The sequence below is a fragment of the Tsuneonella dongtanensis genome (assembly GCF_001698205.1).
Classification (GTDB): domain Bacteria; phylum Pseudomonadota; class Alphaproteobacteria; order Sphingomonadales; family Sphingomonadaceae; genus Tsuneonella; species Tsuneonella dongtanensis.
Genome location: NZ_CP016591.1, coordinates 710,951 through 735,892 on the forward strand (window position 1 = coordinate 710,951; position 24,942 = coordinate 735,892).

Here is a 24,942-nt window from a genome sequence, read left to right on the forward strand (position 1 = left end):
CCATGATGATCGAGCGCTTCCCTCGGCTGGCGACCGCCCTCTTGGCTGTGTCCCTTGCCGGCGTTCCCGCGCTTGCGAGCGATGCGGACGCTGAAGGCGAGGCCGAGCTTGCCAAGATCCTCGAAGGGCGGGTGGCCGGTGAACCGGTCGATTGCATTCGGGACGGTCCGAGCGACTCGCTGGAGATCGTCGACCACATAGCGTTGGTCTTCAAGCGCGGCGACACGATCTACGTCAACCGGCCCGCCGGAGCCCAGTTGCTCGATTACTGGGATCTGCCGGTGGTCTACCGCTTCGCGTCGCGCCTGTGCCGGCTCGACCGGGTCGAGCTGCGCGACCGCCATTCGCATATTCCAGGGCCGAACCTGTTCCTGGACCAGTTCGTACCTTATACCCGTCCCGACCGTTGAGGAGAAAGCCCATGCGCCTGATCGCCACTGCCGCCGCTCTTGCTGCCGCCGCTTTGGCCGCGGGCCCCTCGGTCGCTGCCGAGCGGCTGACGGGAGAGGCCAAGCTGGCCAAGATGCTCGAAGGCCGCGTCGCCGGCGAACCGCGCAGCTGCATCAACACCTTCACCAACCGCGAATCGACCGTGATCGACGAGACGGCGGTGGTCTATGGCCGCGGCCGGACGATCTGGGTGAACCGCACCGCGAACCCCGACGATCTGAATCGCTGGGATGCGCTGCTGGTACGCCAGCACGGGCCACAGCTTTGCCGGCAGGACATCGTCACGACTTTCGATCCGTCGACCGGCATGTACACGGGCAACGTGTTCCTGACCGATTTCGTCCCCTACACCCGGGCCGACTGAGCGCGCATCGGTGACCATGGCGCCCCGCCGATGGGCGGCGGACCTGCTGCATTTCTGGTTCCATGCGCTCGGCCCCGGCGACTGGTGGGGCGGCTCGCCCGAGCTTGATGCGCGAATTGCCCGCCGTTTTGGTCGCGAGCTGAACGCCCTGCGCGTTCGCCCCGCGCGCGAGTTTCTTCGCGACCGTCAGACCGCGCTCGCCGCGATCCTCTTGTTCGACCAGGTCCCGCGCAACGTACACCGCGGAACGGCGCGCGCGTTCGCGACCGACCCCCTGGGTCGGGCGATCACGAGGCGGTTCATTGCGATGGGGTGGCACCGTTCGCTCGACCGTCATGCGCGCGCGTTCGCCGGCATGCCCTTGATGCACAGCGAGGCGATTGCCGACCAGCGGGCCAGTCTGGCCTATTTCCGCAAGGTGCCCGGCAATTTCGCTTTCGCGCGAAGCCACTGGCGGATGATTGCCCGGTTCGGGCGATATCCCCACCGCAACCCGGTGCTCGGCCGGCGATCGACACCGGCCGAGCGAGCCGCGGTTGCGGCGGGGAATGCCTGGTAAGGCTTACTGGGCGTCGCTCAGCTGTCCGCGGATCGCGCCATTGGGATAGGCTGCGTTGTGGACGTTCACGTAGAAGTCTGACGGATTGCCCTGCAGGCGGTTCTGGGTCCACTCGCGGGCGTCCTTGCAGCCCTGCCAGCGGCCTTCGTTCGACTTTTCGAGGGTGAAGACCGGCGGGCCGTTCGTTCCCGCGCGACCATAGTGGATATGCGCCGCGGTGGGCGCATCGATGCCGGCGACGTCCTTGATCTCCCAGCAGACCTGACCGAACCCGTCGGTTACCGAGATTTCGGCCCGGCCGAACCCGTCGGGATCGCCGCCGCCGACTTCATTGGCGCCGGTCAGCGTGGCCTTGTAGGTATCGGAGGTCGCGTCGACGACCTCTTCCTCGATCGTGGCGCAGCCTGCGAGTGCGACCGATCCGGCCAGCGCTGCAATGGCGAATATGGATTTCGTGTTCATCTCGACCTCTCCTTGTTGGATGTGCATGCCGCTCCACCCAACGGCTCACGAACCCGGTAACGGGCGGGGCGCGCAGGACGTTCCACGCGCAATTGACGACGGGGCTGCGGACGCCCAATCCTTGCACGGTCGCGCAAGGAGAGAATTGCCATGACCACCCCCCAGCAGCCTATCGGTTCGCCCTTCGGATACCGCTCGACGGCGCGCGAAGTGGTCGCCGGCATCGACATGTCCGGCAAGCGCGTGGTCGTCACCGGGGGTTACTCGGGCATCGGGACCGAGACCGTGCGGGCCATCGCCGAGGCCGGGGCCGAAGTTATCGTCGGCGCGCGGCGGACCGGACAGGCGGAAGACGTGCTCGCCGGCTTCATCGGTTCGATCGCGATCCTCCCGCTCGACCTTTCCGACCCCGCGTCAATCGACGCCTTCGCCGAAAGCGTCTCCGGACGCTTGGACCGCATCGACATCCTGATCAACAACGCCGCGGTGATGGCAAGCCCGCTCCAGCGTGACGCGCGGGGCTACGAAGGCCAGTTCGCGACCAATCATCTGGGACACTTCCAGCTCACCGCGCGGCTCTGGCCCTTGCTCGAAGCCGCGGGCAAGGCGCGTGTGGTTGCCCTGTCCTCGATCGGGCACCGCATCTGCCCGCCCGATCTCGACGATCCGAACTACGAGCGGCGCGACTACGACAAGTGGAACGCCTACGGCCAGGCCAAGAGCGCCAACGCGCTGTTCGCACTGCATCTCGACAAACTCGGCGAACCGCACGGAGTGCGCGCGTTCTCGGTCCATCCGGGCGGGATCATGACCGACCTCCAGCGCCATCTCACCGACGAAGAGCAGGTCGCGATGGGCTGGGTCGATGCGGAGGGCAACGTCAACGAGCGCTTCAAGACCACTGAGGAAGGCGCCTCGACAACCGTCTGGGCGGCGACCTCTCCGCTGCTTGACGGCAAAGGCGGGGTCTATTGCGAAAATTGCGATGTCGCTGCACCGGCGAGCGTGGACACTCCAATGGCTGGCGCACAGCCGCACATCCGCGACGAAGCCTTGGCCGAGCGGCTGTGGGCCAGGTCCGAAGAACTGACCGGGGTCGAATTCAGGCCCTGAGTGGGGCGGCGAACTCGCACAGGTCGTTGACCGGGCAGCGCGGGCATTGCGGGCTGCGCGCCTTGCACACGCGCTTGCCAAGCTGGATCAGCCAGAAATGCCCTTCGTGGAAGGCCCACTCGGGTGCGCGGGCCTCGAGCTGCTCGGCGGTCCTGTCGGCCGTCTTCGCACTCGTCAGCCCGATGCGATTGCACACGCGGTGGACGTGGGTGTCGACCGCGATCGTGTCGGTGCCGAAGGTGAACTGGAGCACGATGTCGGCGCACTTGCGCCCGATGCCCGGCAGCGCCATCAGCCCTTCGCGCGTGTCGGGCACCACGTCGCCGTGCCGTTCGAGCAGCGCGGCGCAGAAAGCGCGGATGTTGCGCGCCTTCATGTTGTAGAGGCCTGCGGGCTTGATCGCCGCGGCGATAGTTGGCTCGTCGAGTTTCAGCATCGCGCGCGGCGTGCGGGCAAGCTTGAACAGCGCCTTCGTGGCGGCGGCGGTGTTGCGGTCGAGCGACTGGGCAGAGAGCATGCAGGCGATACAGCTGCGGAAGGCATCGGGCTGTCCCTTCGGCCCCTTCGCACAGCGGATGCGGCCGGGCATCGCCTCGCTCAACCGGCGAAACACCTCCTCGACCTGCTCTTCGTCCAACATGACCGCTCAGCGGTCGGGCACGCGCGCGGTTCCGGTGGGGCAGAGCGACAGGGCCGGGCACTCGCGGCACAGCGGCGCGGCGGGGCGGCAGAACTGCTGGCCGAGCTTCTTCATCAGCAGGTGATGCTCGTCGAATTCGCTCGCGCTCCACTCGGGCGGCATCGCAGGGCTTAGGCTGTCGAAAGCACGAATCGTGTCGGCACGCGGCGGCACCAGTTTCATGCGCTGGCTGACACGGATGTGATGGCTGTCGAGCACCAGCGCGCGGCGATCGAAGGTGCTGGCGTTCATCACCCCGGCGGCGACCTTGCGCCCCACGCCGGGCAGGTCCTCGAGCCACGCCATCGCGTCCTCGGTGGTCAGCGCGCCGAGGTGGGAAAGGTCCATGCGGCCCACCCGCTCGACCACGACGCCGAGCGCCGACCTGACCCGCGCGGCGGCGATATCGGGAAATGTCTGAGTGGCCAGTTCGGCCTCCAGTTCCTCCACCGGTGCGGTGGCGACCGCGTCCCACGAACCGTACCGCGCGAGCAGGCGCTCGGTCGCGGCATTCGACGTCGGCGTGAGGGTCCGCGCGCCGATTACCCCTTGCACCAGCACCCATTCGGGCTTGCGCCACTCGGCCGCGGCGCGGTCGATCCGCCCGAAGCGCTGGATCAGCAGCGCCTGCAGCCGGCGCAACACCTCGGTGCGGGGATCATCGAGCGGGAGCTGGCTCACCGGATGGCGACCGGGACGCGATCGGGCGACTGGTCGACGATCAGGTCGGCGGGTTCCTCCGCCAGCATGGCGCGGGTGACTCGCTCGTAGTGTTGCACGAATCGGGTGATCTGCTCACTGGTCATGCCGCGGAGGCCGAGGTGCGCTTCCTGCTCGCAGCGCCACCGCTCGACCACGGCGAAATCCGGCGCGCGCAGGAGGATGCGCAGGTCGATCCGGTCGAAGAGCGCGGCGTAGTCGGTGGCGAGCCGCCGATTGACCCAGCGCCGCCAGGTTCCGTCCGCATCCTCGTCGCGTTCGAGCGCGTTGACCGGTTCGACGAGGGCCGCGTCGGTCTGGGCGCGCGCGCCGATGCACCAGCCTTCGAGAAGGACCACGTCGACGGGTCCCGCCACCGTCCGGGTTCCGGTGCGATCATCGCTGCCCTTGTCGAACCGCGGCACGATTGCCGATTGCCCCGCCAGCAGCGCGTCGAACGCCCGCGTCAGCAAACCGATGTCGTGCGTCCCCGGAACCCCGCGCGTGGCGAGCAGCGGGTGGACCGTCTCGGCCAGCGCCTTGCGTTTCTCCCGTGTCAGATAGAAATCGTCGAGCGCGAGGATGGCAGTGCCCAGGCCCTTCTCCGCCAGCAGCGCGGCGATGCGCGGGGCCATCGTGCTCTTGCCCGAGCCTTGCGCACCGGCGAGCCCCACGAGGACCGGACGGCCCAGTGCGGAGTGGCAGGCAGCGACGGCGTCGGCCACAGCCACATCCGCCGCGTCCCAGCCTAGGTCCGGGACCGGCCGGTCGGGCATAGCGAGAGCGCGGGGCAGTCTGGGCACTTGGGGTTCTTGGGTGTGCACACCTCCCGCCCCAGTTCCTTCATCAGCATGTGATGCTCGTCGATCGTCGCCGCGTCCCATCCCTCGGGCAACTGCGGCATCAGCACGTCGTAGGCCTTGGCGGTATCCTCGCCTGCCGCGATCAGCCCCAGCCGCGCGAGGATACGCAAGTGGTGCGTGTCGAGCACCAATGAGGGCCGATCGAGCGTGGTGGTGTTGACCACCTGCGCGGCGATCTTGCGCCCCGCGCCGGGCAGCGCCTCGAGCCAGGCAACGGCCTCGGACGTGTCCATCTTCTCGAGCAGCGACAGGTCGACCCGGCCCACCTTCTCGCAGATCGCGCCGAGAACCCCGTGCACGCGCTTCGCCGACTGGTTCGGAAATCGCACGCCCTTCAGCGCCTTGGCCAGTTCATCGAGTCGCAGCGCCGCCACCGCGTCCCACGATCCCTGCTCTGCCAGCACCCGGTCCGCCACCACGCTCGACGCCTCGCTCGGCATGCGGCTGCCGATCAGCCCTTGCACCAATGCCCACTCAGGCTCGCGGCGGTCTTCCGGGCGGCGGCGCATGTGCCCGAAGCGCTGGACGAGCGCATCCTGCAGGCGTTTCAAAATCGCGGTCGTGCGGATCTCGGCGGCTCCTTGCGTCGCCGAGCGATTTGGCCGGATTGATCCCCCGGATCAATCCGCGTCGCAAATCACTCCCACTCGATCGTGCCCGGCGGCTTGCTGGTGTAGTCGTAGACCACCCGGTTCACGCCCTTCACCTCGTTGACGATGCGCGTGGCCACGCGGCTGAGGAATGCGCTGTCGAAGGGGTAGACGTCGGCCGTCATGCCGTCGGTGCTGGTCACGGCGCGCAGGGCGAGGACGTGATCGTAAGTGCGGTAGTCACCCATCACGCCCACGGTGCGGACTGGCAGCAGGACCGCGAAGGCCTGCCAGATTGCGTCGTAGAGACCGGCGTTGCGGATTTCCTCGAGGTAAACCGCGTCGGCCTTCCTCAGGATGTCGCAGCGTTCCTTGTCGACCGCGCCGGGGATGCGGATGGCGAGGCCGGGGCCGGGGAAGGGATGCCGACCGACGAAGATCTCGGGGAGACCCAGCTCGCGCCCGAGTTCGCGGACCTCGTCCTTGAACAGCTCGCGCAAGGGTTCGACCAACGCCATGTTCATCCGCTCGGGCAACCCGCCGACGTTGTGGTGGCTCTTTATCGTGACGCTCGGCCCGCCGGTGAAGCTGACGCTCTCGATCACGTCGGGGTAGAGCGTGCCCTGCGCCAGGAAGTCCGCGCCGCCGATCTTGCGGGCCTCTTCCTCGAACACGTTGATGAATTCGCCGCCGATGAACTTGCGCTTCTTTTCGGGGTCGGTGACGCCTTCGAGCCCCGCCATGAAGCGCGCCTCGGCATCCACGACGACGAGCGGGATGTTGTAGTGGTCGCGGAACATGCGTTCGACCTGCTCGCGCTCGTTGAGGCGCAGCAGTCCGTGGTCGACGAACACGCAGGTCAGCTGATCGCCGATCGCCTCGTGGATCAGGATCGCGGCGACCGAGCTGTCGACCCCGCCCGACAGACCGCAGATGACCCGGCCCGAGCCGACTTGCTCGCGAATCTGCGCGATCTTGGTCTCGCGATAGGCGGCCATCGTCCAGTCGCCTGCGAGCCCGCACACCCGGTGCACGAAGTTGGCGATCAGCTTGCCGCCATCGGGGGTGTGAACGACCTCTGGGTGGAACTGCGTGCCGTAGAACTTGCGTTCTTCGTCGGCGATGACAGCGAAAGGCGCGCCGTCGCTGGTGGCGACGATCTCGAAACCGGGGGCGAACTGGGTGACCTTGTCGCCGTGGCTCATCCAGACCTGGTGCCGCTCGCCGACCTGCCAGAGGCCGTCGAACAGCGCGCAATCCTGCGTCACGGTCAGGAACGCGCGGCCGAATTCGCCTTCCCATTCGCCCTGGTTGCCCGCCTCGACCCGGCCGCCGAGCTGGTGGCTCATCACCTGCTGGCCATAGCAGATGCCTAGGATCGGAAGCCCTGCCTCGAACAGCATCTGCGGCGCGCGGGGGCTGCCTTCCTCGGGCACTCCCGCGGGCGAGCCGGACAGGATTATTCCCTTTGGCTGCAGGCGGTGGAATGCCTCTTCTGCTTGGGTGAAAGGCGCGATCTCCGAATAGGCGCCTGCCTCGCGCACGCGGCGAGCGATGAGCTGGGTCACCTGGCTGCCGAAATCGACGATGAGGATGGAATCGGGAAGGGTCGCGCTGTCCATGCGGGGCCGTTAGGCGGCGGGTCCGCGCAGGTCCAGTCCGGTCGGCGAGCGGATCGTTGCTGCAATTGCACCCCGCTACCCACTGCGCTGCCGATCGGCGCAACGGTTGCGTCTCAGACAACGGCCGGATCAGAGCCGGCGCTCTCGATAAGCATCTGAAAAGTGATGAAGAACACTCTGTGGATAGTGTCGGCGACGGACACGAAAACGGGATTCGCCAAATGCACCGGCACCTGCAGTTTTTGCGATTGCGAATGCCATGCTGCAATGCACAATCAGCTTGGAAGTCCGGGAAGGAGGGTGGCGAAGGCGCAGGGACTACGAAAGGGATTCTCTATGCTGAAGTTCGTACCGGGGATCGCCGTCGCGATCGCCCTGACCGCAACCGCCATCCCGCTCAACGCCGAAGAAGGCGAGACTGTGCGGGTAGCCTATGGCGACCTCGATCTCAGGAAGGCAGGCGACGTGTCGCGCCTCAAGAAGCGGGTCGTTGGCGAGATCAGGAAAGTCTGTGGCACCACCGCGCTGCCGGTCTACGGAACAAGCGACTGCGAACGCGACGCGACGAGGCGCGCCATGATCGAGATCGAGCGGCACCGGGTGCGCTACGTGGCACTGGCCCCGCAGCCGGTAGGCTGACACCAGCCGACAGAGAGGCGATTGCGAGCGCGCAGCACGGCGGGTAAGTGCCGGCGGCGCACCGCAATCGCCTCGGCTGCCGTGCTACCGGGGAGAGCAAGTGCAGCAGCGCGCGAGCATCTGGTTCGTATTCACGGTCGTGCTGATCGACATGATCGGCTTCGGCCTCGTCATGCCCGTGCTGCCCGGACTGATAATGCATCTGGGCAAGATGCCCGTCGACACCGCTGCGATCTGGGCCGGTTGGCTCGGCGCGGGCTATGCGGCGATGCAGTTCGTGTTCGCCCCCATCATCGGCAACCTTTCCGACCGGTTCGGACGCAGGCCCGTGCTGCTCGCATGCCTGTTCGCGTTCGGTTGCGACTACCTGCTGCAAGGCCTTGCGCCGAGCCTGTGGTGGCTTGTGGTCGGGCGCGTGATTGCAGGGATCACGGGCGCAAGCTTCGCGGCTGCCTATGCCTATATCGCCGACGTCACCGAGCCCGCTGACCGCGCGGCGGCCTTCGGGACGATGGGGATGGCTTTCGGCTTCGGGTTCATCATCGGTCCGGCTCTCGGCGGGTTCCTGGGCGAATTCGGTCCGCGCGTTCCCTTTCTCGCCGCTGCCGGCCTTGCGTTTGCCAACGTGCTCTTCGGCTTCTTCTTCCTGCGCGAGAGCCTCTCGCCGGAACGGCGCCGGCCGTTCTCGCTCGCGCGCGCCAACGCCTTTGCGGCGCTCAAGGTGCTGTCTCGCCAGGATCGCACCGTGCTTTGGCTGGTGGCAGCCCTCGGCGTGTGGGCCCTCGCCCATACGGTCTACCCATCCATCTGGGCCTATTTCGCGATCGAGGCCTATGGCTGGAGCCCTGGCCAGATCGGCCTGTCGCTGACCATGGTGGGGGTCGGCAGCGCGCTCGTGCAGGGTCTGCTCATGCGCTGGCTGATCCCGCGGGTAGGGGAAGTGCGCGCGGTCGTGATCGGAGTGATCGCGCTGGTTGCGGTGACCATGGTCTTCGCCTTCGTGCGATACCATCCGGTCATCTATGTAGCGCTGGTAGTGAACGGGCTCCAGGGTCTCGTCCAACCATCGATCAACTCGCTCAATAGCAGGGCGGTCGACGCAGAAAGCCAGGGCGAGCTCCAGGGCGCGAGCCAGGCGATCGGCAGCCTGGCGATGATCGCGGGTCCGCTGCTCTACACGGGCATCTTCGCCAAGTTCGCCGGACCCCAGGCCGTGTTCGATTTTCCGGCCATGCCGCTCGTGGTCGCTTCGGCCATCGCGGTCGGCGCGATGATCCTGGTCGTGATCGGGACACGCCGTGTGAGAGATCATTGCACGGGCGATGTTGCGTAGGACGCAACACAGGACGAAGTTTTCTCATTTGTAGAAAGCTCGCCGCAAGATTATTTCGTGGGTCGAGCCGGGCGACGCCAGTCCTCTCCCCCCAGAAATCAGGCGTCTCCGGCACTCGCCTCCGACCACGTCCCCCCCGGGTCCCGAGGCGCCTTCGCCCCCGTCGCACGCGGCGGCCGCGAATGGAAAGCGGGGCGGCGACATCTCCTCTCCCTCCCAGTCGTCGCCCCGTCTTTCCCCCTCCCCGCTGCCTTTCTCAGGTCACCCGCACGCGGCCATGACCTCATGAAGCCGTGCGCCAACCCCATCGTGTTGCCTGTTTCGCAACTTGGGTGCGCTTCTTGTCATTAGTGAAAAGCCCGACGAAATCTTATTTCGCGGCCGTTGCTGTCGCCCTAGCGCGAAGCACATCATTCAGAGGAGCATAAAAGTGCGTGTACTGTCCCAGATCCTGGCCTTCGTGGCCGCGAGTTCGATCAGCCTGCTGACCCTCGGCGCGACGATCGCCTGATTCACCGATCCCGGGCGCCGAATCAGGCGGCCGGGGCGAGTGTTTCCGCCAGCGCCCGCAGTTCTGTCTTGAGGAGTTTGCCGATGTGGCTGCGCGGCATTTCGTCGATCGTATAAAGCATCGAGAGACGCTGGGTCTTGCCGAGCCTGGCGTTGGTATCGGCAAGGATCGAGGGCAGGTCCTCTTCGCCATGTCCCTCGGCAAGGAGCACGAACCCGACCGGGGTCTCGCCCCAGGCGCGGCTCGGCATGCCGATCACTGCGGCCTCGACGACGCGCGCATCCGCCTCGAGCGCGACCTCGAGGTCGGACGGGTAGATGTTGAACCCGCCCGATATGATCATGTCCTTCGCGCGCCCGACGAGTTCCACGAAGCCGTCGGCATCGATCCGCCCGATGTCGCCCATGCGCTGCCATGTCTCGCCGGTCGCGGGGTCGATCCAGTAGCCCTCGCGCGTCTTGCCCGGCTGGTTCTTGTAGCCCGACATCATCGTCGCACTGCGCCCGACGAGGTTGCCTGGCGTGCCCGGCGGCACCTCGTTGTCGTCGTCATCCAGGACCTTCAGTTCGCTCACCGGAGAGGGGCGACCGACCGTGTGCAGCTTGTCCGGGAATTCGTGCGCGTTGAGCAGACAGACCACGCCGCCTTCCGTCATCGAGTAGATCTCGACCAGCCCGCCCGGCATCCGCGCCAGCACCTCGCGCTTCAGCTCGGCCGAGAAGGGCGCCGACGTGCAGTACTTCAGGCGCAGCGATGACAGGTCGAACCGGTCGAAATCAGGGAAGTCCATCAGCCGCTGGTACTGGACCGGCACCAGCATCGTCATCGTCGTACCGTCGGTCTCGGCATGGCTCAGCCAGCGGCCGCAATCGAACTTGCCCATGATCCGCACCGTCCCGCCTGCCAGAAGCGGCGGAAGAAACGCGACCATCGTGGTATTGGAGTAAAGCGGGGTCGAGGTCAGGCTGACGATGGCCTCCCCGGTCGCGATGAGGCTCGATGCCGTCGTCGCGAACTGGCGCCAGCGCATCAGGTGCGAATGGACGATGCCCTTGGGAATACCGGTCGTCCCGCTCGAATAGATGATGTTGAAAGGGTCTTTCTCGGCGGGCGCGAATGGCGCTGCGCGGGTACCCGGTCCGGCCATCCACGTGTCGAGTTCTTCGTCGAGGACTACCTTCACCATGCCGGGGAAGCAGTCCGGGCCAAGCTCGTTGAGCTTGGCCCGGTCGATGAAGATGTGACTGGCGCCGCTGTCCGCCGCCATGCCCGCCAGCTGGTCCGCACTGGCACTGGTGGTCAGCGGAGCAGCAACCCCGCCCGCGCGCACGGCGGCAAGAAAGACGAGGGCATAGGGAATGGTCGAGGTGCCGAGGATCGCCACCGACTGGCCGCGCTCGAGCCCGACCTCCTGCAGCCGCGCCGCGATCCGCTCGATCCGGTCGCCCAGCTCTCCCCATGACAGTTCCCCGTCCTCGTCGCGCAACGCCGGAAGGTCGGGCTGAATCGCGGCCCAGTCGGCCAGTATCTGCGGGAACGCGCCGAACGGTTCGGCAAGGCGATGAGCGATGTCGTCTCGGGTCATGATGCGTACGCTAGTCCGGCGCGGGTAAGTGGCAAGAGGCTTTGCGGACGATCCGGCGCCGGTTAGCATGCGGCATGAGAATTCTTTTGCTCGCCGCGCTGCTTGCGGGTTGTGCCCCCACGGTCGAGCCCGTTTCGACCTCGATCGCGCCGCGCGGGCCGATACTCGCGGTATTCGCCCATCCCGACGACGAGCTGGTGGTATCGCCAGCGATCGCCCGCGCGATCCGTGATGGCATACCGGTGACCATGGTCTTTGCGACGAGCGGCGACCAGGGCCCGGGCGTCACCGCGATGGCCAAGGGCGCCGAACTTGCGGCGATCCGCGAGAAGGAAGCGATGTGCTCCGCTGAGGCGCTCGGGGTGAGCGACGTGCGGTTCCTGCGCCTCGGCGATGGAACGCTGGCGGACCGTCCACAGGACGCGGCGAGCCCCGCTCTCCGGTTGGGCGCAGAGCTCCGGGCAGTCCTTGCCAGCCGGCGGTACGCCACGATCATCACCTGGGGCCCCGACGGCGGGTACGGCCACGGCGACCACCGGATGGTCAGCGCCATGACGACGCAGGTCGTGCAGGCGATGGGCGCCGACCGGCCCGAGCTGCTCTATGGCGGCATTGCCAAGGGAACGCTGCCACCGGTCGAGGAGATGCAGCGCTGGGCCACTACCGACCCCGCACTGCTGACCGTCCAGGCCGCCTACGACGAGAGCGATCTCGCTGCCGTGCGCAAGGCTGCGCAGTGCCACGTCACCCAGTTCGACGCGGCCACTCGCGCGGAGCTTCCCGACGTGTTCCACGCCTCGATCTGGAGCGGCGCGGCGCATTTCCGCCCCGCCTTCGCGAAGGCGGGGCGGTAGCGGTCGCTACTGCGCCAGAGCCTTGATCAGGTCGAACAGATAGTCTCGGCCAGTGTAGACCGAGCGCACCTCGACCCGTTCATTGAGCCCGTGCGCGCCGCTCCCTTCAGGACCGGACCAGAGGCCCGGCACGCCGTAGGTCGGGATGCCGGCGCCGCCAGTGTAGACCGCGTCGGTCGCGCCCGTGGACATGGTCGGGATTACCGGCACCCCGGGGTAATACTTTGCCGACAGCTTTTCCATCGGCCCGATCAGCGCGGGATCGAGCGGCGGCGCCTTGGCGACCGGCTTGTCGTCGCGGCCATAGGTGATCTTGATCGCGTCGTTCCCGATCACCCGGGCAAGCTCGGCACGAATCTCGTCGCGCGAATGACCGGGGAAGATGCGGCAGTTGACGTTCGCCTCGACCCGTTGGGGCAGAGCATTCAGGGCATGCCCGCCGTCGATCAGTGTCGCGACGCAGGTCGTCCGCAGCATCGAATGGAAGGTAGGGTCCGTGTCGAGGACCGCCAGCGCCGCCGTGTCGCCGGGGTTCTTGACGATGGCGACCATCGCTCGGCCGAGGTCGTCGGGCCGGGCGGCGCCGGCCTTCGCGAAGAAGGCGCGGGTCGTGTCGTTTAGTTCGACCGGGAATTCGTGCCGGGAAATCCGCTCCAGCGCCCGCGACATGTCGTAGATCGCGTTGTCCGGCACGGGGCGGCTCGAATGCCCGCCCGGGTTGGTCGCGACCAGCTTGTAGTCCTGGTAGACCTTCTCGCCGACCTGGATCGTCTGGACGAGCAGGGTTCCCTTGCCGTCGGTGCGGCCGCCGCCGCCTTCGTTGAGAGCGAAGGCCGCGTCGATCAGGTCGCGCCGTTCCTTGGCGAGCCATTCGGCGCCGTTGAAGGCGTTGTCGGTCTCTTCACCGCAAGTGAGCGCCATCTTGATCGTGCGCTTGGGCTTGGCACCGGCTTCCTTGAGCCGGATCAGCGCGTCGGACCACACAGCCGCCTGGAACTTGTCGTCGGCGGTCCCGCGGGCGTAGTAGTAGCCGTCCTCCTCGATGAGCGTGAACGGGTCGCGCTCCCAATCCGAGCGCTTGGCGGCGACGACATCGATGTGCGCCAGCAGCAGCATTGGCTTCAGCGTCTTCGAAGTTCCCGGCAGCACGGCTACGAGCCCGCCGTCGTTGGGGTGTTCGGGGACCGAGAACAGCGTCAGCTGATCGTCGGAAAAGCCGGCCGCCTTCAACCGCGTGGCGACCTGCTCCGCCGCCTTGGTGCAACTGCCGTTCGGCAGCGAGGTGTCGGTTTCCACCATCTCCTTGTAGAGTTCGAAGAAACGGCTCTGGTCGGGACGCAGCGGCCCCATGGGCTCGATCTTCATCTGTGCGGCGACAGGCGAAGCGGCCAGTGCTGCGGCGAGCGCGACCATCGGCAGGAATTTCAAGGCATTCTCCCCTCGGTGTGGACGCGCTTTTCAGCACCAATCCCCTGTGGATGGAAGGGGTTTCCAAGGGTTCCTTGAAGGCCCCTCGATGCCTATATGATGGACATGGACGAAAACACTCCCGCACAGGGCGAAAATACCCCCAACCAGAACGGCTACGGCGCCGACTCGATCAAGGTCCTCAAGGGCCTCGACGCGGTGCGCAAGCGGCCGGGCATGTACATCGGCGATACCGACGACGGATCGGGCCTCCATCACATGGTGTTCGAGGTCAGCGACAACGCTATCGACGAGGCGCTCGCGGGTCACTGCGACCTCGTCTTGATCGAACTCAACCCCGATGGCTCGGTCTCGGTCGAGGACAACGGGCGCGGCATTCCGGTGGACATGCACCGGGAAGAGGGCGTGTCCGCGGCCGAGGTCATCATGACCCAGCTCCACGCGGGCGGGAAATTCGAGAACACCTCCGATGACAACGCTTACAAGGTCTCCGGCGGTCTCCATGGCGTGGGCGTGTCGGTCGTCAACGCGCTCAGCGAATGGCTTGAGCTGACGATCTGGCGCGACGGCAAGGAGCACTGGATGCGCTTCGAGCACGGCGACGCGGTGGCGCCGCTCGTCGTGAAAGGCCCCGCCGGGCGCGAGCGCAACGGTACGCGCGTGACCTTCATGGCCTCGAGCGACACTTTCAAGAACGTGACCGAATACGATTTCGAGAAGCTCGAGCACCGCTATCGCGAACTAGCCTTCCTGAATTCGGGCGTGCGCATCAAGCTGCGCGACCTCCGGCACGAAGAGCCGCTCGAGCACGACCTTTATTACGAGGGCGGGATCGCCGCGTTCGTGAAGTATCTCGACCGCAACAAGCAGCCGCTCGTGCCCGAGCCGATCTCGGTCTCGGCCGACAAGGACGGTATCGGCATCGACGTCGCGCTGGAATGGAACGATTCGTACTACGAGAACGTGCTCTGTTTCACGAACAACATCCCGCAGCGTGACGGCGGTACGCACCTCGCGGCGTTCCGCGCGGCGCTGACTCGCACGCTGAACGGCTATGCCGAGCGCACCGGCCTGCTCAAGAAGGAGAAGGTCGGCCTGACGGGTGAGGATATGCGCGAAGGGCTGACCGCGATCGTCTCGGTCAAGCTGCCCGACCCCAAGTTCTCCTCGCAGACCAAGGACAAGCTGGTCAGCTCCGAGGTCCGCCAGCCGCTCGAATCGCTGATGGGCGAGAAGATGAACGAGTGGCTCGAGGAAAATCCCGCGGACGCCAAGCAGATCGTCCAGAAGATCATCGACGCTGCCGCCGCGCGCGAGGCCGCGCGCCGCGCGCGCGAAATGAGCCGCAAGGGCGCGATGTCGGTCGCCTCGCTGCCGGGCAAGCTGTCCGATTGCCGCGAACGCGATCCCGCGAAATGCGAGCTGTTCCTGGTCGAGGGCGACAGCGCCGGCGGCTCGGCCAAGTCGGGCCGCGATAGCAAGTACCAGGCGATCCTCCCACTGCGCGGCAAGATCCTCAACGTCGAGCGCGCCCGGTTCGACCGGATCATCTCGTCCAAGGAAGTCGGAACGCTGATCCAGGCGATGGGCACCGGCCTGCGCGACGAATTCAACCTCGAGAAGCTGCGCTACCACAAGATCGTCATCATGACCGACGCCGACGTGGACGGCGCGCACATCCGCACGCTTCTGCTGACGTTCTTCCACCGGCAAATGCCCGATATCGTCAAGGCGGGGCACCTGTTCATCGCCCAGCCGCCGCTATTCAAGGTGTCGAAGGGTCGCAGCGAGGTCTATCTCAAGGACCAGGCCGCGCTCGACCGCCATCTCGTCGAGGCGGGACTGCAGGGCCGGGTGCTCGAGACCACCGAGGGCGCGCGCTCGGGACAGGACCTGCGCAGCCTCGTCGACTATGCGCTGCGAATTCGCAGCCTGCTCGGCTTCGTGCCCCGCAAGTACGATAGCGCCGTGATCGAACAGATGGCGCTCGCGGGAGCGTTCGACCCGTCGCTCGATGCCGAGACCCGGATGCAGGCGCTCGAATATTCGGCACAGCGGCTCGGCATGGCCGACCCCGAAGCCACATGGTCCGTCGTCCGTCGGGACGACGGCTCGATCGCCTTTGCCCGCCGCTGGCGCGGTGTGACCGACGCGCACGAGATCGACGCCAAGTTCCTCGACAGCGCCGAGGCGCGCAAGCTCCACCGGCTTGCCGAGGAACATGCCACCGCCTTCGCGGCACCGAGCCGCTTTGCCCGCTCGGGTGCCGAGCCGGAGCCCGAGCCGGAGGTTGCTCCGGACGACGAGCTCGAAGCGGCGCCCGATGCGCAGGCGGCGACCGCGCCCGTCTCGTTCGACGGGGCGATTACCCGGCCCACGCAGTTGCTCGATGCGGTGCTCGCCGCAGGGCGCAAGGGTCTGTCTATTAGCCGCTACAAGGGACTCGGCGAAATGAACGCCGAACAACTGTGGGAGACCACGCTGGACCCGGAGAACCGCGCGTTGCTTCAGGTCAAGGTCGAGGATGCCGACGTCACGGACGAAATCTTCACCCGGCTGATGGGCGATGTCGTCGAGCCGCGGCGCGAATTCATCCAGGAGAACGCCCTGAACGTGGCCAATCTCGACGTCTGATCAGCGGCGTCCGCGGAAAAGGACGAACAGGACGAGCCCGACGGCCGCCAGCAGCGCCACAAGCGCAGCAATGACGAGCGTGTCGGTTTCCACTTTCGCACCTTCCTTCAAAAACTTGGGTTCACCCCTCTAACAAAGGTTAGCGGGCATTCGTTCCATCGGCTCGTCGCTTGTTCGGCACTTGCGGCAACCGCGCCACAGGAGCATTCCGAGCGCATGAGTCGCCAATCTTTTGCGCCCCTGTCTGCGCTTGCCGCCATACTGTCGCTCGGTGCCTGCACGACCGTGCCCGCCGCACCGCCGGAGCCGGTGACGGTCCGCATCGCCGGGCTCAACGATTTCCACGGCAACCTCGAGCCGATCCGCCGCCAGCAGACCGTGCCGGGCGCGAACGGCGTTCCCAAGCAGGTCCGGGTCGCAGGCGCGGCCCACCTTGCCAGTGCTGTCGCCGCGGTGCGAGCGAAGGGCGAGCACAGCCTGGTCATCGCGGCCGGTGACCTCATCGGCGGCAGCCCGCTGGTCTCGTCCTATTTTCTCGACGAACCGGCGATCGGCGCGATGAACCGCATCGGTCTCGACTTCAACGCGGTCGGTAACCACGAATTCGACCGGGGCTGGCGCGAACTCAAGCGTATGCAGGATGGCGGCTGCGAGAAGCTGTCGCTGCGCGAGCCCTGCGCGGTCGAGCCGGACTTTTCCGGCGCGCGGTTCCGCTTTCTCGCTGCAAACGTCGCGATGCCCGACGGCACGACCCTGTTTCCGGCCTTCGGGATGCGCGAGTTCGGCACGGGCAAGCGAGCCGTCAATGTCGGAGTGATCGGCCTGACGCTCAAGGAAACGCCCACGCTCGTCACGCCGAGCGGCGTCGAGGGGCTGACTTTCGGCGACGAGGCGCGGGCGATCAATCAGGCAGTCGATGCGCTCGTCGCGCAAGGCGCCGATGCGCTCGTGGTGGCAATCCACCAGGGGCTCTACACCGAAGTCGGTTACAACGACAAAAGCTGCGGCGGGGTCTCGGGGCCGCTCATCGACATTCTCAGGGAGGTTGACCCGCGGGTGGACCTCGTGATCTCGGGCCACACCCACCGCGCCTACGTGTGCGACTTCGCGAAGATCGACCCGGCCCGCACTTTCCTCGTCACCAGCGCCGGGTACGGTGGGTCATACCTCACCGACATCGCGTTGACGATCGATCCCGCGCGTTCGGACGTCATTGCCAAGAGCGCCGACAACGTGGTGGTCCAGGTGGCCGACGGGTCGGAGGTCGCGGATTTCGGGGCCTTCCTTCCGAACGGCGAGGTCAGCGATTACGTCGCACGCTATGTTGCGGCGGCGGAGGACGCCGCCTCCCGGCCGGTCGGCCGTATTTCGGGTCCGGCCCCCGATCCGGGCCCGGCAACGGAGGAAACCCAGCTCGGCAACCTCATCGCCGACGCGCAGCTGTTCGGTACCCGCGCTGCGGGCGCCGAGATCGCGCTGATGAACAACTCAGGGATACGGGTCGCGCTGACCCCTTCGGCCGACGGAACGGTGACCTACGGCGACATCTATGCCGTCCAGCCGTTCGGCAATACGCTTGTGACGAAGACCTTTACCGGAGCGCAGCTGGTCGCGCTGCTCGAGCAGCAGTTCGACGATGACGGGTTCGTGCAGACGTTCTCGACGTCCGAAGGTTTCAACATCGCCTACGACATGCGCCGCCCGGCGGGCAGCCGGCTTGTATCCGCAACCCTTCAGGGCAAGCCGATCGATCCGGCGCGAACCTACCGGGTCACGATGAACAGCTTCCTCGCGGCCGGCGGAGACAGCTTCACGGTGTTCACGCAAGGCACCGAAACGGTCATCGGCGCGGTCGATCTGGATGCGATGGAGGAGTACTTGCGCGCGGTCGACGTGCGGCAGCTTCCCCCGCTGGGCCGGGTGCGCGAAATCCGCTAGGCCGCCCGCAGTCCCTTGACCCCCCGCGCCCCGCGATCGGCGGCGCAGAGCCCTGCGAACAGCGTGTCGACGATCCGCCCGAGCTTTTCCTCGCTCAGGCGGTGGTCGAGGTAGGTCAGCGCTTCGGCGAAGATATAGGGGTGCACCATCTGGTTGATGAGGCTCAAGGCCTCGTCGATCGCCAGCCCCTCGAATGCGCCCTCCGCCTGCGCCTGCGCGATAAGCTCGCACAGGTAGTGATCGGCCAGGTCGACGTAGCTGCGGACGCGTTCGAAATGCACCGAGCCCAGTTCGCAATAGACCCTGAAGGCCGCCGGATCGGCGCGAAAGCGTTCGCGCTGCAAGACGAAGCGGCGGGCGAAGAATTCGAACATCTTGCGATTGGGCGGGAGGTCGGTCGCCAGCACCTCTTCCATGATGGCGATGTGCCCGACGAACCAGTTCTCGACGATGGCGTCGAACAGGTCGGTTTCCTCGGGAAAGATCGCCTCCACCCTCGCGCGGGGGAACCCTCCTCCCGATGCCAGGGCAGCGCGGGTCACGTCGTGACCGGTCTGTTCGATCATGCGCATCGCGGCGCGGACGAGGCGCACTTTCTCGCTGGCGGGATCTGGCCCGGCGCCGGTCATGGTCAAGCTCCCGTCGTGCCTACGCCGGACTATGTAGAGGCTGACGCGCGTGGCGTGAAGGGCCGCGCGCGTTGATTTTTCCTCACATTGTCGTGCGCCGCCAGGTCACGTCCTCGGTAAACGGACCGGTCACCGGCGCGTTCTTGTCGGCGAGCTTGTACACCGCGCCATCGGCGATCGCATAGACGTCGTCTCCGATCAGGATGCGGCTATTGTCCGAATACCAGTTGTAGGTACCCTTGGTGACGGTGCCGTCGGCCGCGGTCAGGGTCCAGCTGTCGTTCGGACCGAGCGCGAGCGTGCTCGTCTTACCGTCGGCGCCGGTCTGGCTGTATGAGCCTTCGTACTTCACGCTGGTGCGCGCATTCGTGGGCACGGCCGGGAAAGTGGCCTCTGCCATCGGAGCGGTCGCGGCGGTGGTATCGGCGGGAGCGGGTTCGGTCTTCGCGCCGCCGCACGCGGCAAGGGCGAACGAAGTGGCGGCGGCAAGCATCAGGCGGGTTTTCATGGGCGACTCTCCGTTGGCGTTGCCAAACCAACGGACGAGCACTGTCGAAGTTTCAGCCCTTCTTCGGCGGCAGGGGGAAAAACCCCGACGTGCGTGCGACATAGTCGGCATAGGCCGGTCTCCGCTTGGCCATGCCGGCTTCGAGCAGCGGCTTGCCCGACCATCGGGTGAGGGTGAAGGTCAGGAACAGCGGCCCGATCACCGTCGCCGCAGCGACCAACCAGCCGGCGCTCGCGGCTGCCAGCCAGATGCCCCACCACGCGCAGGCATCGCCGAAATAATTGGGATGCCGGGTATAGCGCCACAGCCCCTTGTCCATCACCTGGCCCTTGTTCGCGGGATCGGAGCGGAAGCGGGCGAGCTGCCAGTCGCCGACCCATTCGAAGAATATCCCGACCAACCACAGCGCAAAGCCGACCAGTGCGAGGCCGCTGATCGGCTGGACGCTCCCCGCCGCGACAATTCCCGCCTGCGCCGGGCTCGAGACGAGGAACAGGAGAACCGCCTGGCCGAGGAATACCTTGGTCAGCGCTGCCGATGCGAACTGTCCCTGTTCGCGGGGCTTGCGCATCATGCGGGCATAGCGCGGGTCTTCTCCCTCGCGGCGCCAACGGCGGAAGAGATAGATGGCGAGGCGCCCACCCCATAGGACCGCCATCGCCATGATCAAGGTCGCGAGCGGCCCCGGCTCGGCGATCCGCAGCCAGCTGACCAAGGCCAGCAGTGCCATGCCGCCGCCCCAGAAGCTGTCGATGAACGAGACGTCGTTTATCTGAAGCGAAATGGCCCAGAGCAGCAGGACCAGCCCCAGCAGGATCGCGGCGTTGCCAAGAAGGGCTTCAACCATCGCGTTTCATCCTTTCGGCTTCTTCGGCCAGCCGCCGGAATCGCAGGCAGTCGGGCATCTTCGACAGGTAGAATTCCGCGAACTTCGCAAGATCGGCGGCAAGGTCCTCGCTCGGCCAGATCGGCGCGCCAATCCCGCCGCGCATCGTCTCGTGATTCACCCACGCCGGCACGATCGGCACGCCCGCCGCGCGCGCTATGTGCCAGAAGCCGGAGCGCCATTCGCCGCTGCTGCTGCGCGACCCCTCGGGCGCCATGACCAGCGCCAGTTCATCGGACGCCTCGAAAGCCTGCGCGACCTGATCGACGTAGTTCGAACCGCGTTTCGAGCGGTCGACGCTGATCCCGCCCATGTCCTGCATGAAGCGGGTCATCGGCCACTTGAACAGCGTGTGCTTGCCCATGAAGCTCGGAAGGATGCCGAGCCTGTGGGTCGCGCCGATGAAGAATACGAAATCCCAGTTCGAGGTATGCGGCGCGCCGGTGATGACGAACTTCGGCACACCCGGGTGCTCGCCCTCGATCCGCCAGCCCTTCCACCGATAGAGCTCGATGAGGATGCGCCGCACGAGGCGCGAGAGGAGCGACGCGTCGCTGCCTGCCAAAGAGCGTCCGCCTGTCACTGCATCCTGTCTCCCACCGGACCGCTGCTTCGCACGCCCGAAGGCAGCGGACAAGCCGCCCCGGTCACATCCGGAACACGCCGAACGCGGGCCGCTCCGGAATGGGCGCTTCGAGCGTCGCGGCGAAGGCGAGGCCGAGGACGTCGCGCGTCTGCACCGGGTCGATCACGCCGTCGTCCCACAGGCGGGCGGTGGCGTAGTACGGGTTGCCCTCGTCCTCGTACTTCTGGCGGATCGGGGCCTTGAACTCCTCGGCCTCTTCCGGGGTCCACTTGTCGGCGTCGCGGTGGACGGTGGCCAGCACCGATGCCGCCTGCTCGCCGCCCATCACGCTGATGCGGGCGTTGGGCCAGGTGAACAGGAAGCGCGGGCCGTAGGCGCGGCCGCACATGCCGTAGTTGCCCGCCCCGAAGCTGCCGCCGATGACTACGGTGACCTTGGGTACGGTGGCGGTGGCGACCGCGGTGACGAGCTTCGCGCCGTGCTTGGCGATGCCCTCTGCCTCGTATTTGCCGCCGACCATGAAGCCCGAAATGTTCTGCAAGAACAACAGCGGGATGCGCCGCTGGCAGGCGAGTTCGATGAAATGCGCGCCCTTCATGGCGCTTTCGGAAAACAGCACGCCATTGTTGGCGAGGATCGCCACCGGAATGCCCCAGATGTGCGCGAATCCGCAGACGAGGGTACTACCGTAGAGCGCCTTGAACTCGTGGAATTCGCTGCCGTCGACGATCCGGGCAATCACCTCGTGCACGTCGTAGGGCGCGCGGACGTCGTCGGGGATGAGAGCGTAGAGATCGTCGGCGTCGAACTTCGGCGCTCTGGGAGTGACGATTTCGACATTATCTGCCGCCGAAGTATTCGCGCCCAGGTGACTGACGATATCGCGCACGATGGTCAGCGCATGCTCGTCGTTCTCGGCCAGGTGATCGACCACGCCGGACTTGCGCGCATGGAGGTCGCCGCCGCCCAGGTCCTCGGCCGAGATCTCCTCGCCCGTCGCGGCCTTCACCAGCGGCGGTCCGGCGAGGAAGATCGTGCCCTGTTCGCGCACGATCACGGTCTCGTCGGACATCGCGGGCACATAGGCCCCGCCCGCGGTGCAGCTGCCCATCACGCAGGCGATCTGCGGGATGCCGAGCGCCGACATGTTGGCCTGGTTGAAGAAGATCCGCCCGAAGTGCTCGCGGTCAGGGAAGACCTCGGCCTGGTAGGGCAGGTTCGCCCCGCCGCTGTCGACGAGGTAGATGCACGGCAGACGGTTCTCGGTCGCGATTTCCTGCGCGCGCAGGTGCTTCTTGACCGTCATCGGGTAGTAGCTGCCGCCCTTCACGGTGGGATCATTGGCGACGATCATCACCTGCCGGCCGGACACCCGCCCGATGCCGCAGATCATCGAGGCGCCGGAAACGTCGCCTTCGTACATCCCGTTCGCGGCGAGCTGGCCGATCTCGAGGAAAGGCGAGCCTGGATCGAGCAGCCGCTCGACCCGGTCCCTCGGGAGCAATTTCCCGCGCGAAACGTGGCGCTCGCGGTGATTTTCCGGCCCGCCGAGCGCGGCTTCGGCAACCTTGGAGCGCAAGGATTCGGCGAGGCCCTTGTTGTGCGCGAACCGCGCCTTCGCCTCGGCGCTCTCGTGATCGAGCTTTGTCGTCAGAACGGGGGCAGACATCTTCTCTCCTTGACCCGCGCCCTAACGCTCTTGCATCCACTCGCCAAGCGGGGAGGACAGCGCAGTGTTCAAGTGGATCGTCGCGGCCATGCTGGTCGCTTTCTCCCTCCCCAGTTCTGCCTCGGCGCAGGAGGGCATATACCAGCCGCCGGTTCCCCCACCGTGCCGCCGGGTGGGGGACGTGCCCGGCTTGACGATCGATCCGCAGATCGCCGCGAATCTAGCCGAGATCGGCCTCGACCGCGCGGGGGTGTTCGAACGGATGCAGGAAACCTCGATCCCCGAGACGATGGGCTGCTGGGCGATGCCGGTGGGCAACTTCGACAGCCAGCTCGTCTCGGTGGGAATGGCGCAGTGGAACTACGGCACGGGCAGCCTGCAGCCGGTGCTCAAGGAATGGCGCGCGTCCTTCGGATCGAAGCGCAAGGCAAAGCGCGAACTCGCGCGGCTGGCCCCGACCTACGGCAAGCTGCTGTTCTCGAAAGGCTGCCTTGCGGTGCCGGTTTCGGACGAATGCCGGGCCGGCATCCTCGCCGCGCACGGACCCGACGGGAAGCTCAACCCCGTCATCTTGAGCGAGCTCACCGCGCTGTTCGAGAGCGACGCGATGCTGCAGGTCCAGCTCGATCACTACCTCGCCTTGCTCGGCGACGTGCGCGGCGAACTGCAGCGCGTCTTCCCCTACGGCCCGATCACCCCGCGCAAAGTGCGCTGGGCGATCGACACCCGGGTCCAGCAGAACCGCCTCCCGCCGAGCGAGGACATCGCGCGCCTGCGCCAGAAGCTCGTGGCCATGCCCCCCGAGGAACGCTGGCAGCGGCTGGATGCGATCTTCGACTGGTACGAGGCGCTCTCCAAGACCATCGACCAGGACGGGATCGGTCGCGACTACGCCTGGAACGTCGTCCAGTGGCGCTGCCTGATGGAGATCGGCCGGATCGACGACGAGCAGTACGAACTGCTTCACATCACCTTCCTGCGCAGCCGCTCCGCGACCGGCAACTCGGGCCGCTGGCAGGCGCTTACCTTTTCGCGACGCGGCAAGATCATCCTCGGCGTCGGCAGCGTCAGCGGCGTGCGCGACGGGAGCTGCACCGGGTCCTAGACCTACCCCGCCGCGCCGATCAGTTCGCGGCCGATCAGCATGCGGCGGATCTCGTTCGTCCCCGCGCCGATGTCGAGCAGCTTGGCGTCGCGCAGGTAGCGTTCGACCGGCCAGTCCTTGGTATAGCCCGCGCCGCCCAGCGCCTGGACCGCTTCTCCCGCGACGCGGAAGGCGTTCTCGCTCGCCAGCAGGATCGCGCCCGCGGCGTCGAAGCGGGTGGTCTGTCCCGCATCGCAGCTTTTCGCGACGGCGTAGGTATAGGCGCGCGCCGATTGCAGCGCGACGTACATGTCGGCGACCTTGGCCTGCATCAGCTGGAACGCGCCGATAGGCTTGCCGAACTGCTTGCGCTCGCGGAGGTAGGGGATGACCGTGTCGAGGCAGGCCTGCATGATTCCGAGCTGCAGCCCGGCGAGCACCACGCGTTCGTAGTCGAGCCCGCTCATCAGCACGCCGACGCCGCCGTTGAGCGGGCCCATCACCCGCTCCTCGGGAATCTCGCAATCGTCGAACACCAGCTCCGCCGTGGGGCTGCCGCGCATCCCCATCTTGTCGATCTTCTGGCCGATCGAGAAACCCGGGTCGTCCTTCTCGATCAGGAACGCGGTGATGCCGCGGCTGCCGGCGTGACCGTCGGTCTTGGCATAGACCACCAGCGTGTCGGCGTACGTCGCGTTGGTGATCCAGAACTTGGTGCCGTTGAGCACATAGCCGCCCTGTACCGCGTCGGCCTTGAGCTTCATCGAGACGACGTCCGACCCGGCCGAAGCCTCGGACATCGCGAGGCTGCCGACATGCTCGCCGCTGATGAGGCCCGGCAGGTACTTCGCCTTCTGCTCGGCATTGCCCCAGCGGCGGATCTGGTTGACGCAGAGGTTCGAATGCGCGCCGTAGCTGAGGCCGACGCTGGCCGAGGCACGGCTGATTTCCTCGACCGCAATGACGTGTTCGAGATAGCCCAGGCCAAGGCCGCCGAACTCCTCCTCCACGGTAATGCCGTGGAGGCCGAGCTCACCCATCGCCGGCCACAATTCCTGCGGGAACCAGTCCTCGCGGTCGGCGCGCTCTGCAAGCGGGGCAACCTGCTCGTCGGCGAAGCGGGCGGTCGCCTCGCGGATCATCTCGGCGCTTTCGCCGAGCTGGAAATCGAAATCGGGGGTGGCGCGCAAGGCTCGTCTCTCCTGTTCGTGGCCTGCGCATAGGACCGCGCTTGCGGCCATGCAAATCCTGCCTTTC

Annotated in this window: 24 protein-coding genes; 10 read left to right on the forward strand and 14 right to left on the reverse strand. The window is 66.6% G+C overall.

The window, feature by feature from the left end; all coding sequences use genetic code 11:
• Positions 1 to 2 precede the first annotated feature (2 nt).
• Genes A6F68_RS03505 through A6F68_RS03515 form a run of 3 tightly spaced genes read left to right on the forward strand, consistent with a single transcriptional unit; the run spans position 3 to position 1,373 of the window.
• Positions 3 to 410 (forward strand): hypothetical protein, encoded by a 408-nt coding sequence (locus tag A6F68_RS03505; protein WP_084001566.1) that lies wholly within the window; start codon positions 3 to 5, stop codon positions 408 to 410.
• 11 nt (positions 411 to 421) lie between these two features.
• Complete coding sequence (locus A6F68_RS03510; RefSeq protein ID WP_067676388.1) at positions 422 to 814, forward strand: hypothetical protein; 393 nt, start codon at positions 422 to 424, stop codon at positions 812 to 814.
• 16 nt (positions 815 to 830) lie between these two features.
• Complete coding sequence (locus tag A6F68_RS03515) at positions 831 to 1,373, forward strand: DUF924 family protein (protein WP_067681988.1); 543 nt, start codon at positions 831 to 833, stop codon at positions 1,371 to 1,373.
• A 3-nt stretch (positions 1,374 to 1,376) separates the two neighbouring features.
• On the opposite strand, the gene A6F68_RS03520 is transcribed toward A6F68_RS03515, so the two are convergent.
• A complete protein-coding gene (locus A6F68_RS03520) occupies positions 1,377 to 1,835 on the reverse strand; it encodes a CHRD domain-containing protein (RefSeq protein WP_198152662.1) in 459 nt (152 codons plus the stop codon).
• A 150-nt stretch (positions 1,836 to 1,985) separates the two neighbouring features.
• Between A6F68_RS03520 and A6F68_RS03525 the strand changes: the two genes are divergently transcribed.
• Positions 1,986 to 2,948 (forward strand): oxidoreductase, encoded by a 963-nt coding sequence (locus A6F68_RS03525; protein WP_067676394.1) that lies wholly within the window; start codon positions 1,986 to 1,988, stop codon positions 2,946 to 2,948.
• On the opposite strand, the gene A6F68_RS03530 is transcribed toward A6F68_RS03525, so the two are convergent.
• The 5 genes from A6F68_RS03530 to guaA all read right to left on the reverse strand — a co-directional run bounded on the left by A6F68_RS03530 (position 2,938) and on the right by guaA (position 7,401).
• Positions 2,938 to 3,588, reverse strand: coding sequence for an endonuclease III domain-containing protein (locus A6F68_RS03530; protein ID WP_067676397.1), 651 nt, complete (start codon positions 3,586 to 3,588; stop codon positions 2,938 to 2,940). The two genes, A6F68_RS03525 and A6F68_RS03530, sit on opposite strands and share 11 nt — an antisense overlap.
• A gap of 6 nt (positions 3,589 to 3,594) precedes the next feature.
• On the reverse strand, positions 3,595 to 4,308 hold the full coding sequence (locus A6F68_RS03535) for an endonuclease III domain-containing protein (RefSeq protein WP_084001571.1): 714 nt from the start codon (positions 4,306 to 4,308) through the stop codon (positions 3,595 to 3,597).
• Positions 4,305 to 5,051: a hypothetical protein gene (locus tag A6F68_RS03540; protein WP_067681993.1), complete on the reverse strand. Its 747-nt coding sequence runs from the start codon at positions 5,049 to 5,051 to the stop codon at positions 4,305 to 4,307. The genes A6F68_RS03535 and A6F68_RS03540 overlap by 4 nt, the downstream gene beginning before the upstream one ends.
• Positions 5,052 to 5,074: 23 nt before the next feature.
• Entirely contained in the window at positions 5,075 to 5,740 is a 666-nt protein-coding gene (locus A6F68_RS03545) for an endonuclease III domain-containing protein (RefSeq protein ID WP_084001577.1), read from the reverse strand.
• Positions 5,741 to 5,826: 86 nt separating this feature from the next.
• Positions 5,827 to 7,401, reverse strand: coding sequence for a glutamine-hydrolyzing GMP synthase (gene guaA, locus A6F68_RS03550; protein ID WP_067676403.1), 1,575 nt, complete (start codon positions 7,399 to 7,401; stop codon positions 5,827 to 5,829).
• 336 nt (positions 7,402 to 7,737) lie between these two features.
• Here guaA and A6F68_RS15145 point away from each other — a divergent pair, with 336 nt between their 5' ends.
• Positions 7,738 to 8,040 carry a UrcA family protein gene (locus A6F68_RS15145; RefSeq protein WP_067676406.1) on the forward strand — a complete coding sequence of 101 codons (303 nt, stop codon included), beginning with the start codon at positions 7,738 to 7,740 and terminating at the stop codon, positions 8,038 to 8,040.
• A gap of 100 nt (positions 8,041 to 8,140) precedes the next feature.
• Positions 8,141 to 9,373, forward strand: a complete 1,233-nt coding sequence (locus A6F68_RS03560) for a TCR/Tet family MFS transporter (RefSeq protein ID WP_084001581.1) — start codon at positions 8,141 to 8,143, stop codon at positions 9,371 to 9,373.
• A 533-nt stretch (positions 9,374 to 9,906) separates the two neighbouring features.
• Here A6F68_RS03560 and A6F68_RS03565 read toward each other — a convergent pair.
• Complete coding sequence (locus A6F68_RS03565) at positions 9,907 to 11,469, reverse strand: class I adenylate-forming enzyme family protein (RefSeq protein WP_067676412.1); 1,563 nt, start codon at positions 11,467 to 11,469, stop codon at positions 9,907 to 9,909.
• A gap of 74 nt (positions 11,470 to 11,543) precedes the next feature.
• Here A6F68_RS03565 and A6F68_RS03570 point away from each other — a divergent pair, with 74 nt between their 5' ends.
• On the forward strand, positions 11,544 to 12,323 hold the full coding sequence (locus tag A6F68_RS03570) for a PIG-L deacetylase family protein (RefSeq protein WP_067676415.1): 780 nt from the start codon (positions 11,544 to 11,546) through the stop codon (positions 12,321 to 12,323).
• Positions 12,324 to 12,329: 6 nt separating this feature from the next.
• On the opposite strand, the gene A6F68_RS03575 is transcribed toward A6F68_RS03570, so the two are convergent.
• On the reverse strand, positions 12,330 to 13,736 hold the full coding sequence (locus A6F68_RS03575; RefSeq protein WP_067676418.1) for a M20/M25/M40 family metallo-hydrolase: 1,407 nt from the start codon (positions 13,734 to 13,736) through the stop codon (positions 12,330 to 12,332).
• Between the two features lie 120 nt (positions 13,737 to 13,856).
• Here A6F68_RS03575 and gyrB point away from each other — a divergent pair, with 120 nt between their 5' ends.
• The gene (gyrB, locus tag A6F68_RS03580) at positions 13,857 to 16,385 is read left to right on the forward strand and encodes a DNA topoisomerase (ATP-hydrolyzing) subunit B (protein ID WP_067681997.1); all 2,529 of its coding nucleotides are present in this window, start codon (positions 13,857 to 13,859) and stop codon (positions 16,383 to 16,385) included.
• Positions 16,386 to 16,601: 216 nt separating this feature from the next.
• Positions 16,602 to 18,323, forward strand: a complete 1,722-nt coding sequence (locus A6F68_RS03585; RefSeq protein WP_067676421.1) for a bifunctional metallophosphatase/5'-nucleotidase — start codon at positions 16,602 to 16,604, stop codon at positions 18,321 to 18,323.
• Here the strand turns inward: A6F68_RS03585 and A6F68_RS03590 are convergent.
• The 5 genes from A6F68_RS03590 to A6F68_RS03610 all read right to left on the reverse strand — a co-directional run bounded on the left by A6F68_RS03590 (position 18,320) and on the right by A6F68_RS03610 (position 22,601).
• Positions 18,320 to 18,952, reverse strand: a complete 633-nt coding sequence (locus tag A6F68_RS03590) for a hypothetical protein (RefSeq protein WP_067676424.1) — start codon at positions 18,950 to 18,952, stop codon at positions 18,320 to 18,322. The genes A6F68_RS03585 and A6F68_RS03590 overlap by 4 nt on opposite strands.
• Positions 18,953 to 19,034: 82 nt before the next feature.
• Positions 19,035 to 19,460 (reverse strand): hypothetical protein, encoded by a 426-nt coding sequence (locus tag A6F68_RS03595; protein WP_157096634.1) that lies wholly within the window; start codon positions 19,458 to 19,460, stop codon positions 19,035 to 19,037.
• 52 nt (positions 19,461 to 19,512) lie between these two features.
• Positions 19,513 to 20,307 carry a DUF1295 domain-containing protein gene (locus A6F68_RS03600; RefSeq protein WP_067676430.1) on the reverse strand — a complete coding sequence of 265 codons (795 nt, stop codon included), beginning with the start codon at positions 20,305 to 20,307 and terminating at the stop codon, positions 19,513 to 19,515.
• Positions 20,300 to 20,911, reverse strand: a complete 612-nt coding sequence (locus A6F68_RS03605) for a lysophospholipid acyltransferase family protein (RefSeq protein ID WP_067676433.1) — start codon at positions 20,909 to 20,911, stop codon at positions 20,300 to 20,302. Before A6F68_RS03605 ends, A6F68_RS03600 begins: the two co-directional genes overlap by 8 nt.
• Before the next feature lie 82 nt (positions 20,912 to 20,993).
• Positions 20,994 to 22,601, reverse strand: a complete 1,608-nt coding sequence (locus A6F68_RS03610) for a carboxyl transferase domain-containing protein (protein WP_067676436.1) — start codon at positions 22,599 to 22,601, stop codon at positions 20,994 to 20,996.
• Between the two features lie 64 nt (positions 22,602 to 22,665).
• On the opposite strand from A6F68_RS03610, the gene A6F68_RS03615 reads away from it, so the two are divergent.
• On the forward strand, positions 22,666 to 23,706 hold the full coding sequence (locus tag A6F68_RS03615) for a hypothetical protein (protein WP_067676439.1): 1,041 nt from the start codon (positions 22,666 to 22,668) through the stop codon (positions 23,704 to 23,706).
• A 2-nt stretch (positions 23,707 to 23,708) separates the two neighbouring features.
• On the opposite strand, the gene A6F68_RS03620 is transcribed toward A6F68_RS03615, so the two are convergent.
• Complete coding sequence (locus A6F68_RS03620; protein ID WP_067676442.1) at positions 23,709 to 24,875, reverse strand: isovaleryl-CoA dehydrogenase; 1,167 nt, start codon at positions 24,873 to 24,875, stop codon at positions 23,709 to 23,711.
• Between the last annotated feature and the right edge of the window lie 67 nt (positions 24,876 to 24,942).

Bases quoted from the DNA above. Each gene is read 5' to 3' on its own strand.
- A6F68_RS03590 (WP_067676424.1), bottom strand. From the start codon at position 18,952: ATGACCGGCGCCGGGCCAGATCCCGCCAGCGAGAAAGTGCGCCTCGTC.
- A6F68_RS03530 (WP_067676397.1), bottom strand. From the start codon at position 3,588: ATGTTGGACGAAGAGCAGGTCGAGGAGGTGTTTCGCCGGTTGAGCGAG.
- A6F68_RS03520 (WP_198152662.1), bottom strand. From the start codon at position 1,835: ATGAACACGAAATCCATATTCGCCATTGCAGCGCTGGCCGGATCGGTC.
- A6F68_RS03505 (WP_084001566.1), top strand. From the start codon at position 3: ATGATGATCGAGCGCTTCCCTCGGCTGGCGACCGCCCTCTTGGCTGTG.
- A6F68_RS03570 (WP_067676415.1), top strand. From the start codon at position 11,544: ATGAGAATTCTTTTGCTCGCCGCGCTGCTTGCGGGTTGTGCCCCCACG.
- A6F68_RS03595 (WP_157096634.1), bottom strand. From the start codon at position 19,460: ATGAAAACCCGCCTGATGCTTGCCGCCGCCACTTCGTTCGCCCTTGCC.
- A6F68_RS03515 (WP_067681988.1), top strand. From the start codon at position 831: ATGGCGCCCCGCCGATGGGCGGCGGACCTGCTGCATTTCTGGTTCCAT.
- gyrB (WP_067681997.1), top strand. From the start codon at position 13,857: ATGGACGAAAACACTCCCGCACAGGGCGAAAATACCCCCAACCAGAAC.
- A6F68_RS15145 (WP_067676406.1), top strand. From the start codon at position 7,738: ATGCTGAAGTTCGTACCGGGGATCGCCGTCGCGATCGCCCTGACCGCA.
- A6F68_RS03600 (WP_067676430.1), bottom strand. From the start codon at position 20,307: ATGGTTGAAGCCCTTCTTGGCAACGCCGCGATCCTGCTGGGGCTGGTC.
- A6F68_RS03510 (WP_067676388.1), top strand. From the start codon at position 422: ATGCGCCTGATCGCCACTGCCGCCGCTCTTGCTGCCGCCGCTTTGGCC.
- A6F68_RS03610 (WP_067676436.1), bottom strand. From the start codon at position 22,601: ATGTCTGCCCCCGTTCTGACGACAAAGCTCGATCACGAGAGCGCCGAG.
- A6F68_RS03585 (WP_067676421.1), top strand. From the start codon at position 16,602: ATGAGTCGCCAATCTTTTGCGCCCCTGTCTGCGCTTGCCGCCATACTG.
- A6F68_RS03565 (WP_067676412.1), bottom strand. From the start codon at position 11,469: ATGACCCGAGACGACATCGCTCATCGCCTTGCCGAACCGTTCGGCGCG.
- A6F68_RS03575 (WP_067676418.1), bottom strand. From the start codon at position 13,736: ATGGTCGCGCTCGCCGCAGCACTGGCCGCTTCGCCTGTCGCCGCACAG.
- A6F68_RS03525 (WP_067676394.1), top strand. From the start codon at position 1,986: ATGACCACCCCCCAGCAGCCTATCGGTTCGCCCTTCGGATACCGCTCG.
- guaA (WP_067676403.1), bottom strand. From the start codon at position 7,401: ATGGACAGCGCGACCCTTCCCGATTCCATCCTCATCGTCGATTTCGGC.